Below are 15,383 nucleotides of genomic sequence, written 5' to 3' on the forward strand. Positions count from 1 at the left end.
ACTACAATTCACAGAGACGAGACATGGAACAGGATCTGAGCGACTTGCGCCTCGGGTCGCACGACAGTGACGCCGGCGATCGTGTGCCGCGTCGCAGATCCGTGGGCGGTTCGATGCGAGTGACGCCGCAGTCGCGGGCGCCGGAGAACTCGTTGAGCGGCGCCCGCCACAGCATAGACGTCTCTCGGGCGGGCTCCAGCAGCTTGCGATTCGGCGGCTCGGGGGGCAAGACATCGAGCAATATGGCGGAGGCGGGCGAAGTCGCCGCGGCGCCGCAGGGCAAAAGCCGCGGATTTAAGTCGCGCATGGCGTCAGGGTTCAAGAAGGCGTTCGGATGGAGCAGCAAGACGTCGTCGCGGGGTTCGGGGCAGCAAGACGTCGATGCCGCAACGGAGACTCACGTGGTCTCAACCACGGTTCGCGTCGATTACGCCAAGCGTGGTCGCCCCGCCGACCGGGACATGCATCCCGATGACGAGTCCCGCATCAACCAGTTCGCGGAAGCAGTCCGAAACTACGAAATTCTACCCGACGGTAGCATCGGCCGAGGGGACGGAAGGGTTCCCGAGGGTACCCTCACGAACAATTTAAAGATTCTTAGGAGGTTCGCTCGTTGGCTCAAAGCAGAGAACAGAGATTCGATGGCTTCTCGGCTTTTAAACGATCCAGATTCACTAGCCGTTGATATCGCGGATTATTGGGCAAGCGGTGGGGATGGTCAGGACCGTCTTAAGTCAGCACTGTCTCATTTCAGGAGGCTCGGGCCTGAGGGGCAAGAACTCCAAGCCGTTGGACCTGGGCCGCGCCTGATGGGGCGCCAGATACATGATCCTTATCCCGACGACGCCCTCATCATTGATAGCTTGGCCAAGGAAGAGCTGAGTAAGTTCGGACCGGTCCCGAATTCTCAGAAAAATACCAGTAACCAACGAAGGTTTAGTGCTTGGCTCCAAAGGACGGGCAGGGAGAGCATAGCCAGCCGACTCACGGGTACTGATCAGCAGCAACAGTCGTTGAAGGACGATTTTAGGGCCTTTACCAAGGATGAAGGAAAAAATATTGGCGGCGTGGGTCTCGATCGGCTGCGGCAGTATCTAGGCGCCGAGTCGCAGTTGAAACAGCATCATCCTTATCCCGACGACGCCCTCATGATTGATGGCTTCGCCAAGGAAGAGCTGAGCAAGCTCGGATCGGACTCGACTTCCAAGAGGCAAGTTGCCCGGAATGTGGCCAGCAATCAACGAAAGTTTAGTGCTTGGCTGCAAACCAGGGGTAGGGAGAGCATAGCGAGCCGGCTCAACGGCAGTGATCAGCAGCAATGGTCGTTGAAAATAGATTACCAAGACTTCAGCGAAGCCATGGGAAAAAAACTCACTATGTCTTTCAAGCGGCTTCGGCAGTACCAGCAAGTCGTTGAGGCGAACGCAGCGTCGGGGTTGTCCCCTGAGCAGGCAGGTATCCGGGAACCGGCCGGTCTGGACGGCCGTTCGGATCCACGTGCCGAGTTTAGATCAACTTCGCCGCTGCAGCAGGTTGATCCATCGATCGAAGGCCGCAGCGGATTGTCGCTCGACCATACCGAATGGCTGGGCGACCAGCATATCCAGACGGATTATGAGCTGCTAATGCAGGACTTGCAGCGAAACGATCCGGATCTCGCCGCCAGGACGCGGCTTATCGATCCCCTGATAGCCCATTATCATCTGCGCCTGGGCGATGAGAGCACCGCGCTGAGCGCTTTCCAGCGCATCGTTAATGATCAGAATGGAAGAGATACAGCCGACTTCCTGTTCCTTCCAGTGAGCGATGCCAGTGCTTCGGATCCTGATCGCCGCGGCACCCATTGGTCGCTGCTACTCGTTGACCGTCGCAACCGCGAGGGGCCGGCTGCCTATCACTATGACTCCTTCCGGGGACAGAACAACGAGTTTGCAGCAATGCTCGCACAAAGGTTGGGTACCCGTCTGGAGCCCGTCCGCATGACCCAACAGCGCAACGACTATGATTGCGGAGTCTTCGTGGTTGACGGCACGCGGGCGCTCGTTAGACGACTGGCGCGAAGAGGCCGGCCAGCCGTGCTGCACCTCGACAACCTCGTCGCCGATCGGGAGCAACTCCAACGACGTCTGAGCACCGCGCCCAACGGTGCTCGAGCGGGGGCTGCGGCGGCTGGACCGGAGTCCTCCACACAGATCGCCGATCCCGCAGAGTTTTGGCATGGAGTGGGTCAACCCGGCCAGCTTCCCGATAGCTGGAATACAGCGACCTTCCGGCAGGATTTGCCGTCAGCCGCCTATTCACCGGTGCAAAGCGTCAATCCGCCAGACGCACCATGGGAGCAAAGCTTGGGGGCATCGATCTTCGGCACCCCACAGTACATGCTGCCTGTGGACGACTTGGGAGGAGCTGTCCCTCCGAGCTGGCAACACCGCAATCAACCGGCACCGGCTGGCCTTCGGCTTGCAATGTCCTATTATGAGTTGCTGCCGAGCGCGGACAAACCCCAGACCAGCATCACTATCCATGGTGTGCCCTACACGGCCACTCTGGGGCCATCAGGCAGGGAGAACGACATTTACCTTTTCCTGTGATCTGAAGTGATCTGAACCCTTCAAACTGGACCAATTTTGGTTAGAGTTTTCCGGTGCATTTTCCTGGCTGGGAAAGGGACCAGAAGACGATGAAAGCATCGCAGTTTTCGGACGCTCAGAAGGCGTTCATTCTGAAGCAAGGTGATGAAGGCGTGTCGGTTGCTGAAATCTGCAGGAAGGCGGGGATCAGCCAGGCGACTTATTTCAACTGGAAGAAAAAATATGCGGGCATGCTGCCACCGGAGATGAAGAGGCTGAAACAGCTCGAGGACGAGAATTCGCGCCTGAAGAAGATCGTCGCGGATCTGACGCTGGACCGCGAGATGTTGCAGGATGTCATCCGCCGAAAGCTCTAAGGCCTGCTCGGAAGCGGGAGATGGTGAAAGGCATGTGCTGCGATTGGGCGATCTCGATCCGGCGTGCTTGTGGAGCGTTGAACTTCGATCGATCAACTCACCACTATACCTCTCGCCGTGCTGATCAGGCCGGTCTGGAACGTCGTATTCGCGAGATCTGCGAGATCCGTGTGCGGTACGGCTATCGCCGCGTGCATGTGCTGTTGGAACGCGAAGGTTGGGGCACCAACATCAAGCGAACTTACCGCATTTACAGGGACTTGGGGCTACAGTTGCGGAACAAGACACCGAAGCGGAGGGTAAAAGCCAAGCTTCGCGAGGATCGGCACATGGCCGTCGGACCCAACGACGTCTGGGCGATGGACTTCGTTCACGACCAACTCGCAACGGGTAAGAAACTGCGCGTGCTGACGGTGGTCGACACCTTCTCGCGCTACGTGCCGGTGCTTGATCCACGTCATAGCTATAGAGGCGAAGACGTTGTGCAAACCCTTGAACGGGTGTGCCAAAAAGCCGGCTATCCGAAAACGATCCGTGTCGACCAAGGGACCGAGTTCGTGTCGCGCGACTTGGACCTGTGGGCCTATTCCAAGGGCGTGACGTTGGACTTCTCACGCCCCGGCAAGCCGACGGACAATGCCTTCATCGAAGCGTTCAATGGCCGCTTCCGTGCAGAATGCCTGAACCAGCATTGGTTCCTGACCCTTGCGGATGCCCGCGAAAAGATGGAGGATTGGCGTAGATACTATAATGAGGAAAGACCTCATGGTGCGATCGGCAACAAGGTGCCACTCGTTGGTGAATTCAGGGTGCGCAACCAGCCCGCCTCCCTGAGTAAAGCCGGAAAACTCTAGCGTCCGGTGGTCCAACGTTTGGGAGCGGTTCATGATGGGCCGGACTCTAATCAATTCTGGAGGAAATTCGCTGGGGCAGGTCAAGATGGATCGAGCAATAGATGCCAGTCGTTCTTGAAAAAGCACCAAATCGTTGAGGGAGAATCCGTTTTTACGCGGCCACGTGCAGCGCGCCAACCCAGATGAGACGATCCCCAGTGCCGGGGGCGACATCGAATGTGCACGTCGCCAGTCTTCCTTCAAAACGTTGACGTTTGGCCAGCATCCCAAGAGGCGACGGCTGTCGCATCTCTCTTATGTCGTATGCAAGCTCTTTAGTCATGCCTTTTTCCTTCCGGCTTTGACATGTGCCGGCCTGATGGTCGAGTGCAGACGATTGTCGGCAAGCCGTCGCCATATGGTGTTCGGCCATGCCTTGAGGGCATGATTGGATCTGGCTTTAGCATGCTGGGCGGCGGTCGGCAGGCATTAGGATCGAGGTTCCAAATTTGATTTCCGGAGGACCGGCATCGATGTACCCAAGACGGAACCAGCCGCGCGATGACGATTCTCGCGAAGTAAGTGGGTGGATCGAAGGCGTGACCGGAGCTTTCGATACGGACGCCTGGATCCAGGACGACTATTCAGAGAGCCGAGACATGGAACAGGATCCGAGCGACTTGCGCCTCGGTTCGCACGACAGTGACGCCGGCGACCGTGTGCCGCGTCGCAGATCCGTGGGCGGTTCGATGCGAGTGGCGCCGCAGTCGCTGGCGCCGGAGAGGGGTTCGGGGCAGCAAGACGTCGATGCCGCAACGGAGACTCACGTGGTCTCAACCAAGGTTCGCGTCGGCGCCAAGCGTGGTCGCCCCGCCGACCGGGACATGCATCCCGATGACGAGTCCCGCATCAACCAGTTCGCGGAAGCAGTCCGAAACTACGAAATTCTACCCGACGGTAGCATCGGCCGAGGGGACGGAAGGGTTCCCGAGACTACCGGGAGGAAAAATTCAAGTGTTCTTAGGGGGTTCGCTCGTTGGCTCCGAGCAGAGAACAGAGATTCGATGGCTTCTCGGCTTTTAAACGATCCAGATTCACTAGCCGTTGATATCGCGGATTATTGGGGAAGCGGTGGGGACGATGAGAACCTTCTTCAGTCAGCACTGTCTCATTTCAGGATGCTCGCGCCTGAGGGGCAAGAACTCCAAGCCGTTGGACCTGGGGGGCGCCGAATTCATGATCCCTATCCCGACGACGCCCTCATCATTGATAGCTTGGTCAACGAAGAGCTGAGTAAGCTCGGACCGGTCTCGACTTCCCGGAAAAATGCCAGTGGGCAACGAAAGTTTAGCGCTTGGCTCAAAAGGGAGGGCAGGGAGAGCATAGTCAGCCGACTCACCGGTAGTGATGAGCAGCGACGGTCGTTGCAGGAGGATTTTAGGGAGTTTATCAAGGCTGAAGGAAAAAAGTGGTCGTGAGTTTCGATCGGCTGCGGCAGTATCTAGGCGCCGAGTCGCAGTTGAAACCGCATGTTCCTTATCCCGACGACGCCCTCGTCATTGATAGCTTGGCCAAGGAAGCGCTGAGCAAGCTCGGATCGGACTCGACTTCCAAGAGGAAGTCTGTCCGGATTACGGCCATACATCAACGGAGGTTTAGTGATTGGCTCCGAAGGACGGGCAGGGAGAGCATAGTCAGCCGACTCACGGGTACTGATCAGCAGCAACAGTCGTTGAAGGACGATTACAAGCACTTTACCAAGGATGAAGGAAAAAAAATGGGCGGCGTGAGTTTCGATCGGCTGCGGCAGTATCTAGGCGCCGCGTCGCAGTTGAAACAGCATCATCCTTATCCCGACGACGCCCTCATGATTGATGGCTTCGCCAAGGAAGAGCGGAGTAAGCGCGGATCGGACTCGACTTCTCGGAAAAATGCCAGTAACCTACGAAAGTTTAGCGATTGGCTCCAAAGGGAGGGCAGGGAGAGCATAGTCAGCCGACTCACCGGTACTGATGAGCAGCAACAGTCGTTGCAAAAAGATTACCAAGACTTCACCGAAGCCATGGGAAGGCACACTACGTCTTTCAAGCGGCTTCGGCAGTACCAGCAAGCCGTTGAGGCGAACGCAGCGTCGGGGTTGTCCCCTGAGCAGGCAAGTGGCCGGGAACCGGCCGGTCTGGACGGCCGTTCGGATCCACGTGCCGAGTTTAGATCAACTTCGCCGCTGCAGCAGGTTGATCCATCGATCGAAGGCCGCAGCGGATTGTCGCTCGACCATACCGAATGGCTGGGCGACCAGCATATCCAGACGGATTATGAGCTGCTAATGCAGGACTTGCAGCGAAACGATCCGGATCTCGCCGCCAGGACGCGGCTTATCGATCCCCTGATAGCCCATTATCATCTGCGCCTGGGCGATGAGAGCACCGCGCTGAGCGCTTTCCAGCGCATCGTTAATGATCAGAATGGAAGAGATACAGCCGACTTCCTGTTCCTTCCAGTGAGCGATGCCAGTGCTTCGGATCCTGATCGCCGCGGCACCCATTGGTCGCTGCTACTCGTTGACCGTCGCAACCGCGAGGGGCCGGCTGCCTATCACTATGACTCCTTCCGGGGACAGAACAACGAGTTTGCAGCAATGCTCGCACAAAGGTTGGGTACCCGTCTGGAGCCCGTCCGCATGACCCAACAGCGCAACGACTATGATTGCGGAGTCTTCGTGGTTGACGGCACGCGGGCGCTCGTTAGACGACTGGCGCGAAGAGGCCGGCCAGCCGTGCTGCACCTCGACAACCTCGTCGCCGATCGGGAGCAACTCCAACGACGTCTGAGCACCGCGCCCAACAGTGCTCGAGCGGGGGCTGCGGCGGCTGGACCGGAGTCCTCCACACAGATCGCCGATCCCGCAGAGTTTTGGCATGGAGTGGCTCAACCCGGCCAGCTTCCCGATAGCTGGAATACAGCGACCTTCCGGCAGGATTTGCCATCAGCCGCCTATTCACCGGTGCAAAGCGTCAATCCGCCAGACGCACCATGGGAGCAAAGCTTGGGGGCATCGATCTTCGGCACCCCACAGTACACGCTGCCTGTGGACGACTTGGGAGGAGCTGTCCCTCCGAGCTGGCAACACGGCAATCAACCGGCACCGGCTGGCCTTCGGCTTGCAATGTCCTATTATGAGTTGCTGCCGAGCGCGGACAAACCCCAGACCAGCATCACTATCCATGGTGTGCCCTACACGGCCACTCTGGGGCCATCAGGCAGGGAGAACGACATTTACCTTTTCCGGCAATAGGGTGGAGATGGATCGAGCAATAGATGCCAGTCGTTCTTGAAAAAGCACCAAATCGTTGAGGGAGAATCCGTTTTTACGCGGCCACGTGCAGCGCGCCAACCCAGATGCGACGATCCCCAGTGCCGGGGGCGACATCGAATGTGCACGTCGCCAGTCTTCCTTCAAAACGTTGACGTTTGGCCAGCATCCCAAGAGGCGACGGCTGTCGCATCTGAAGTGTAGACAGATACGGATGCGGGAAGAGCCTCGGGGGCGAAGGAGGCTGGCGCGGTCGCTGAAGTGCTTAGTGCCGTCTATGACGGCCTACCCTTTGCGGGTTCTACTATGGCTTCAGGCCAGGACGAAACCCGCCCATGGCGCCGGATGCATTTCATACAGCGATCATGAGCCAACGTGTGAGTTGGGTACTCGATGCCGACCCCGTATCCTGCAACTATCAAACTATGCCTGCGGGCGGGTGCCGCGGTGGACCGACTTGTTCATCACGCAACGATCTTCGAAATGAACGTCGAAAGCTATCGACGACGTTCCGCCATGGAGGCCAAACGCCAGCGCGGCAGGCCAGCCTCATTCGCGACAATCAAAGGCACCGCACAGTTTGTCGCGGAGCGGCAATCAGACCACGATGAAGCTCTTGCCAGCGACAATCAACATGATAACTTCATCCCGACCGCGACATAAGAATCTCATCCAGATTGTCGCGCGCGTCTCATCCTGATCGCCGCGCCATAGGTCGCATAACTATCAAGCGCGCAACGGGTTCTGTCAGCAGCTACACCGCATATGGTTCCGTTGCCTGAGGCGGCGAAATCAGAAAGGCCGGCGGATGGATTGGTTGGAACCGGAAATCCTGACGGCACCCTTCACGCTGCATGTCCCACACATCACTCGAAACTGCTTAAATGAAGGCCAATTCTGGCGGGCTCCGTATGGCAAGCGGCAAGCTGGCGAGCCTCTCAAGCCATGTGCCGGCCTGATGGTCGAGTGCAGACGATTGTCGGCAAGCCGTCGCCATATGGTGTTCGGCCATGCCTTGAGGGCATGATTGGATCTGGCTTTAGCATGCTGGGCGGCGGTCGGCAGGCATTAGGATCGAGGTTCCAAATTTGATTTCCGGAGGACCGGCATCGATGTACCCAAGACGGAACCAGCCGCGCGATGACGATTCTCGCGAAGTAAGTGGGTGGATCGAAGGCGTGACCGGAGCTTTCGATACGGACGCCTCGATTGAGGACTGCTATTCAGAGAGCCGAGACATGGAACAGGATCCGAGCGACTTGCGCGGGCAGCAAGAGGTTGATGCCGCAACGGAGGTCTCAACCGAGGTTCGCGTCGGCGCCAAGCGTGGTCGCCCCGCCGACCGGGGCATGCATCCGGATGGCGCGTCCCGCATGACGGGGCGCCGAATTCATGATCCCTATCCCGACGACGCCCTCATCATTGATGGCTTGGCCAACGAAGAGCTGAGCAAGCTCGGACCGGACTCGACTTCCAAGAGGAATGTTGTTCAGAATATAGCCAGCAATCAACGGAGGTTTAGTCATTGGCTCCAAAAGAAGGGTCGGGGGAGCATAGGCAGTCGCCTGACTGGCAGTGATGAGCAGCAACGGTCGTTGCAGGAGGATTTTAGGGAGTTTATCAAGGATGAAGGAAAAAAAATAAGCGTGAGTTTCGATCGGCTGCGGCAGTATCTGGGCGCCGAGTCCCAGTTGAAACAGCATGATCCCTATCCCGACGACGCCCTCATCATTGATAGCTTGGCCAAGGAAGAGCTGAGTAAGCTCGGACCGGTCTCGACTTCCCGGAAAAATGCCAGTAACCAACGAAAATTTAGCGCTTGGCTCCGAAGGACGGGCAGGGAGAGCATAGTCAGCCGACTCACCGGTAGTGATGAGCAGCGACGGTCGTTGCAGGAGGATTTTAGGGCCTTTATCAAGGATGAAGGAAAAAAAGTGGTCGTGAGTTTAGATCGGCTGCGGCAGTATCTAGGCGCCGAGTCGCAGTTGAAACAGCATGTTCCTTATCCCGACGACGCCCTCATGATTGATAGCTTCACCAACGAAGAGCTGAGCAAGCTCGGATCGGACTCGACTTCCAAGAGGAGGAAAGTCGTCTTGAATCTGGCCAGCAATAAACGGAGGTTTAGTGATTGGCTCCGAAGGACGGGCAGGGAGAGCATAGCGAGCCGACTCACCGGTAGTGATGAGCAGCAACGGTCGTTGAAGGACGATTTGAGGGAGTTTATCAAGGATGAAGGAAAAAGAATAAACGTGAGTCTCGATCGGCTGCGGCAGTATCTAGGCGCCGCGTCGCAGTTGAAACAGCATCATCCTTATCCCGACGACGCCCTCATGATTGATGGCTTCGCCAAGGAAGAGCTGAGCAAGCTCGGACCGGACTCGACTTCGCAGAGGAGAGTCGTCTTGAAGCTGGCCAGCAATCAACGGAGGTTTAGTGATTGGCTGCAAACCACGGGTCGGGAGAGCATAGCGAGCCGGCTCAACGGCAGCGAGATGCAGAAATGGTCGTTGAAAATTGATTACCAAGACTTCACGGAAGCCGTGGGAAGTTGCAACGTGTCTTTCAAGCGGCTTCGGCAGTACCAGCAAGTCGTTGAGGCGAACGCAGCGTCGGGGTTGTCCCCTGAGCAGGCAAGTGGCCGGGAACCGGCCGGTCTGGACGGCCGTTCGGATCCACGTGCCGAGTTTAGATCAACTTCGCCGCTGCAGCAGGTTGATCCATCGATCGAAGGCCGCAGCGGATTGTCGCTCGACCATACCGAATGGCTGGGCGACCAGCATATCCAGACGGATTATGAGCTGCTAATGCAGGACTTGCAGCGAAACGATCCGGATCTCGCCGCCAGGACGCGGCTTATCGATCCCCTGATAGCCCATTATCATCTGCGCCTGGGCGATGAGAGCACCGCGCTGAGCGCTTTCCAGCGCATCGTTAATGATCAGAATGGAAGAGATACAGCCGACTTCCTGTTCCTTCCAGTGAGCGATGCCAGTGCTTCGGATCCTGATCGCCGCGGCACCCATTGGTCGCTGCTACTCGTTGACCGTCGCAACCGCGAGGGGCCGGCTGCCTATCACTATGACTCCTTCCGGGGACAGAACGACGAGTTTGCAGCAATGCTCGCACAAAGGTTGGGTACCCGTCTGGAGCCCGTCCGCATGACCCAACAGCGCAACGACTATGATTGCGGAGTCTTCGTGGTTGACGGCACGCGGGCGCTCGTTAGACGTCTGGCGCGAAGAGACCGGCCAGCCGTGCTGCACCTCGACAACCTCGTCGCCGATCGGGAGCAACTCCAACGACGTCTGAGCCCCGCGCCCAACAGTGCTCGAGCGGGGGCTGCGGCGGCTGGACCGGAGTCCTCCACACAGATCGCCGATCCCGCAGAGTTTTGGCATGGAGTGGGTCAACCCGGCCAGCTTCCCGATAGCTGGAATACAGCAACCTTCCAGCAGGATTTGCCGTCAGCCGCCTATTCACCGGTGCAAAGCGTCAATCCGCCAGACGCACCATGGGAGCAAAGCTTGGGGGCATCGATCTTCGGCACCCCACAGTTCATGCTGCCTGTGGAAGACTTGGGAGGAGCTGTCCCTGCGAGCTGGCAACACGGCAATCAACCGGTACCAGATGACCTTCTGCCTGCAATGTCCTGGTATGAGTTGCTGCCGAGCGCGGACAAACCCCAGACCAGCATCAGTATCCATGGTGTGCCCTACACGGCCACTCTGGGGCCATCAGGCAGGGAGAACGACATTTACCTTTTCCTGCAAGGGTGGTGATGGATCGAGCAATAGGGTGGAAACGGTGGCCATCAGCCAGCTGAGAGCCACCGTCTGCATCAGCCAACCCAGGCTGGAGAGCTGAGACCCGAAGAAAATCGAACGGAACGTCGAATTCTTCAGTGGCGCCAATAGGCTACGGATGCTCGCTCTTCAATCGCGTCCATGTCGATCAGTCTCTTTCGGGCGGCTCGGCTTCGGTTAGACCGAACAGCGTTTGGTCATGGTGGTAGGCGCCCGTCATGCTCACGTTACCACCAGCATTGGAGAAGCCGCTTGCAAGAAGTCGGCCAACTTCGCCCCGACGCAACGCGGTAAGACCGCGAATCGAAATTAATGAAAACGGGCTACGGCGGCAGGTCGCATAACTATCAGGCGCTCGACGGGTTCTGTCAGCAGCTACACCGCATATGGTTCCGTTGCCTGATGCGGCGAAATCAGAAAGGCCGGCGGATGGATTGGTTGGAATCGGAAATCCTAACGGCGCCCTTCACGCTGCATGTCCCACACATCACTCGAAACTGCTTAAAAGAAGGCCAATTCTAGCGGGCTCCGCATGGCAAGCGGCAAGCTGGCGAGCCTCTGTGCCGGCCTGATGGTCGGGTGCAGACGATTGTCGGCAAGCCGTCGCCATATGGTGTTCGGCGATGCCTTGAGGGCATGATTGGATCTGGCTTTTGCATGCTTGGCGGCGGTCGGCAGGCATTAGGATCGAGGTTCCAAATTTGATTTCCGGAGGACCGGCATCGATGTACCCAAGACGGAACCAGCCGCGCGATGACGATTCTCGCGAAGTAAGTGGGTGGATCGAAGGCGTGACCGGAGCTTTCGAGGCGGACGCCTGGATCCAGGACTACTATTCAGAGAGCCGAGAGATGGAACAGGATCCGAGCGACTTGCGCCTCGGTTCGCACGATAGTGACGCCGGCGACCGTGTGCCGCGTCGCAGATCCGTGGGCGGTTCGATGCGAGTGACGCCGCAGTCGCTGGCGCCGGAGAGGGGTTCGGGGCAGCAAGACGTTGATGCCGCAACGGAGGTCTCAACCAAGGTTCGCGTCGGCGCCAAGCGTGGTCGCCCCGCCGACCGGGACATGCATCCCGATGACGCGTCTCGCATCAACCAGTTCGCGGAAGCAGTCCGAGACTACGAAATTCTACCCGACGGTAGCATCGGCCGAGGGGACGGAAGGGTTCCCGAGGCTACCGTCGTGAACAATTTATGGATTCTTAGGGGGTTCGCTCGTTGGCTCCGAGCAGAGAACAGAGATTCGATGGCTTCTCGGTTTTTAAACGATCCAGATTCACTAGCCGTTGATATCGCGGATTATTGGGCAAGCGGTGAGGACGATCAGAACCGTCTTAGCTCAGCACTGTCTCATTTCAGGAGGCTCGCGCCTGAGGGGCAAGAACTCCAAGCCGTTGGACCTGGGCCGCGCCTGATGGGGCGCCGAATTCATGATCCTTATCCCGACGACGCCCGCGTCATTGATGCCTTGGCCAAGGAAGAGCTGAGCAAGCTTGGACCGGTCCCGAATTCTCAGAAAAATGCCAGTAACCAACGAAGGTTTAGCGCTTGGCTCAAAAGGGAGGGCAAGGAGAGCATAGTCAGCCGACTCACCGGTAGTGATGAGCAGAAACGGTCGTTGCAGGAGGATTTTAGGGCCTTTACCAAGGCTGAAGGAAAAAAAGTGGTCGTGGGTTTCGATCGGCTGCGGCAGTATCTAGGCGCCGAGTCGCAGTTGAAACAGCATGATCCTTATCCCGACGACGCCCTCATCATTGATGGCTTGGCCAACGAAGAGCTGAGCAAGCTCGGACCGGACTCGACTTCCAAGAGGAAAGTTGTCCAGAATATGGCGATAAATCAACGAAAGTTTAGCGCTTGGCTCAAAAGGGAGGGCAGGGAGAGCATAAGCAGTCGCCTGACTGGCAGTGATGAGCAGCAACGGTCGTTGAAGGACGATTTTAGGGACTTTACCAAGGATGAAGGAAAAATGAGCGGCGTGGGTTTTGATCGGCTGCGACAGTATCTAGGCGCCGAGTCGCAGTTGAAACAGCATGATCCTTATCCCGACGACACCCGCATGATTGATGGCTTCGCCAATGAAGAGCTGAGCAAGCTCGGACCGGACTCGACTTCCAAGAGGAAAGGCGTCTTGAATCTGGCCAGCAATCAACGGAGGTTTAGTAGTTGGCTCCAAAAGAATGGTCGGGGGAGCATAGGCAGTCGCCTGACTGGCAGTGATGAGCAGCAACAGTCGTTGAAAAAAGATTACCAAGACTTCACCGAAGCCATGGGAAAAAAAATAAACGTGAGTCTCGATCGGCTGCGGCAGTATCTAGGCGCCGAGTCGCAGTTGAAACAGCATCATCCTTATCCCGACGACGCCCTCATGATTGATAGCTTCGCCAAGGAAGAGCGGAGTAAGCGCGGATCGGACTCGACTTCTCGGAAAAATGCCAGTAACCTACGAAAGTTTAGCGATTGGCTCCAAAGGGAGGGCAGGGAGAGCATAGTCAGCCGACTCACCGGTACTGATGAGCAGCGACAGTCGTTGAAAAAAGATTACCAAGACTTCACCGAAGCCATGGGAAGATATACTATGTCTTTCAAGCGGCTTCGGCAGTACCAGCAAGCCGTTGAGGCGAACGCAGCGTCGGGGTTGTCCCCTGAGCAGGCAAGTGGCCGGGAACCGGCCGGTCTGGACGGCCGTTCGGATCCACGTGCCGAGTTCAGATCAACCTGGCCGCTGCAGCAGGTTGATCCATCGATCGAAGGCCGCAGCGGATTGTCGCTCGACCATACCGAATGGCTGGGCGACCAGCATATCCAGACGGATTATGAGCTGCTAATGCAGGACTTGCAGCGAAACGATCCGGATCTCGCCGCCAGGACGCGGCTTATCGATCCCCTGATAGCCCATTATCATCTGCGCCTGGGCGACGAGAGCACCGCGCTGAGCGCTTTCCAGCGCATCGTTAATGATCAGAATGGAAGAGATACAGCCGACTTCCTGTTCCTTCCAGTGAGCGATGCCAGTGCTTCGGATCCTGATCGCCGCGGCACCCATTGGTCGCTGCTACTCGTTGACCGTCGCAACCGCGAGGGGCCGGCTGCCTATCACTATGACTCCTTCCGGGGACAGAACGACGAGTTTGCAGCAATGCTCGCACAAAGGTTGGGTACCCGTCTGGAGCCCGTCCGCATGACCCAACAGCGCAACGACTATGATTGCGGAGTCTTCGTGGTTGACGGCACGCGGGCGCTCGTTAGACGTCTGGCGCGAAGAGACCGGCCAGCCGTGCTGCACCTCGACAACCTCGTCGCCGATCGGGAGCAACTCCAACGACGTCTGAGCCCCGCGCCCAACGGTGATCGAGCGGGGGCTGCGGCGGCTGGACCGGAGTCCTCCACACAGATCGCCGATCCCGCAGAGTTTTGGCATGGAGTGGGTCAACCCGGCCAGCTTCCCGATAGCTGGAATACAGCAACCTTCCGGCAGGATTTGCCGTCAGCCGCCTATTCACCGGTGCAAAGCGTCAATCCGCCAGACGCACCATGGGAGCAAAGCTTGGGGGCATCGATCTTCGGCACCCCACAGTACATGCTGCCTGTGGAAGACTTAGGAGGATTTGTCCCTGCGAGCTGGCAACACGGCAATCAACCGGTACCAGATGACCTTCTGCCTGCAATGTACTTGTATGACTTGCTGCCGAGCGCGGACAAATCCACCAACTTCAGTATCCATGGTGTGCCCTACACGGCCACTCTGGGGCCATCAGGCATGCAGAGCGACATTTACCTTTTCCTCGACAACCTCGTCGCCGATCGGGAGCAACTCCAACGACGTCTGAGCACCGCGCCCAACGGTGCTCGAGCGGGGGCTGCGGCGGCTGGACCGGAGTCCTCCACACAGATCGCCGATCCCGCAGAGTTTTGGCATGGAGTGGGTCAACCCGGCCAGCTTCCCGATAGCTGGAATACAGCGACCTTCCGGCAGGATTTGCCATCAGCCGCCTATTCACCGGTGCAAAGCGTCAATCCGCCAGACGCACCATGGGAGCAAAGCTTGGGGGCATCGATCTTCGGCACCCCACAGTACATGCTGCCTGTGGACGACTTGGGAGAAGCTGTCCCTCCGAGCTGGCAACACGGCAATCAACCGGTACCAGATGACCTTCTGCCTGCAATGTACTTGTATGACTTGCTGCCGAGCGCGGACAAACCCACCAACTTCAGTATCCATGGTGTGCCCTACACGGCCACTCTGGGGCCATCAGGCATGCAGAGCGACATTTACCTTTTCATGCAATAGGGTGGAGATGGATCGAGCAATAGATGCCAGTCGTTCTTGAAAAGTACCAAACCGTTGAGGGAGAATCCGTTTTTACGCGGCCACGTGCAGCGCGCCAACCCAGATGAGACGATCCCCAGTGCCGGGGCGACATCGAATGTGCACGTCGCCAGTCTTCCTTCAAAACGTTGACGTTTGGCCAGCATCCCAAGA

General features: G+C 57.8%; 5 protein-coding genes and 3 pseudogenes. 7 read left to right on the forward strand and 1 reads right to left on the reverse strand.

What is annotated here, in order from left to right; genetic code table 11:
- Positions 1-23 precede the first annotated feature (23 nt).
- The 6 genes and pseudogenes from CO657_RS24655 (at position 24) to CO657_RS24685 (ending at position 10,875) form a co-directional block, all read left to right on the forward strand.
- Entirely contained in the window at positions 24-2,591 is a 2,568-nt protein-coding gene (locus tag CO657_RS24655) for a Ulp1 family isopeptidase (protein WP_425375994.1), read from the forward strand.
- 89 nt (positions 2,592-2,680) lie between these two features.
- Positions 2,681-3,778 (forward strand): annotated as a pseudogene (locus tag CO657_RS24660) (IS3-like element ISRel21 family transposase); the annotation flags it as partial.
- A gap of 601 nt (positions 3,779-4,379) precedes the next feature.
- On the forward strand, positions 4,380-5,258 hold the full coding sequence (locus CO657_RS37515) for a hypothetical protein (protein WP_245487161.1): 879 nt from the start codon (positions 4,380-4,382) through the stop codon (positions 5,256-5,258).
- Positions 5,259-5,512: 254 nt separating this feature from the next.
- Positions 5,513-7,075 (forward strand): Ulp1 family isopeptidase, encoded by a 1,563-nt coding sequence (locus CO657_RS37520; protein WP_245487162.1) that lies wholly within the window; start codon positions 5,513-5,515, stop codon positions 7,073-7,075.
- A 459-nt stretch (positions 7,076-7,534) separates the two neighbouring features.
- A pseudogene (locus tag CO657_RS24675) lies at positions 7,535-7,756 on the forward strand (hypothetical protein); the annotation flags it as partial.
- Positions 7,757-8,331: 575 nt separating this feature from the next.
- Positions 8,332-10,875 carry a Ulp1 family isopeptidase gene (locus tag CO657_RS24685; protein WP_245487163.1) on the forward strand — a complete coding sequence of 848 codons (2,544 nt, stop codon included), beginning with the start codon at positions 8,332-8,334 and terminating at the stop codon, positions 10,873-10,875.
- 15 nt (positions 10,876-10,890) lie between these two features.
- Here CO657_RS24685 and CO657_RS38285 read toward each other — a convergent pair.
- Positions 10,891-11,007 (reverse strand): annotated as a pseudogene (locus CO657_RS38285) (MFS transporter); the annotation flags it as partial.
- A 617-nt stretch (positions 11,008-11,624) separates the two neighbouring features.
- Here CO657_RS38285 and CO657_RS24700 point away from each other — a divergent pair.
- Positions 11,625-15,191: a Ulp1 family isopeptidase gene (locus tag CO657_RS24700; RefSeq protein ID WP_425375995.1), complete on the forward strand. Its 3,567-nt coding sequence runs from the start codon at positions 11,625-11,627 to the stop codon at positions 15,189-15,191.
- The last annotated feature ends 192 nt before the right edge of the window (positions 15,192-15,383 follow it).

Origin of the sequence: Rhizobium acidisoli, assembly GCF_002531755.2 — a bacterium.
Taxonomy (GTDB): Bacteria; Pseudomonadota; Alphaproteobacteria; order Rhizobiales; family Rhizobiaceae; genus Rhizobium; species Rhizobium acidisoli.

Bases quoted from the DNA above. Each gene is read 5' to 3' on its own strand.
- CO657_RS24655 (WP_425375994.1), top strand. From the start codon at position 24: ATGGAACAGGATCTGAGCGACTTGCGCCTCGGGTCGCACGACAGTGAC.
- CO657_RS24685 (WP_245487163.1), top strand. From the start codon at position 8,332: ATGGAACAGGATCCGAGCGACTTGCGCGGGCAGCAAGAGGTTGATGCC.
- CO657_RS24700 (WP_425375995.1), top strand. From the start codon at position 11,625: ATGTACCCAAGACGGAACCAGCCGCGCGATGACGATTCTCGCGAAGTA.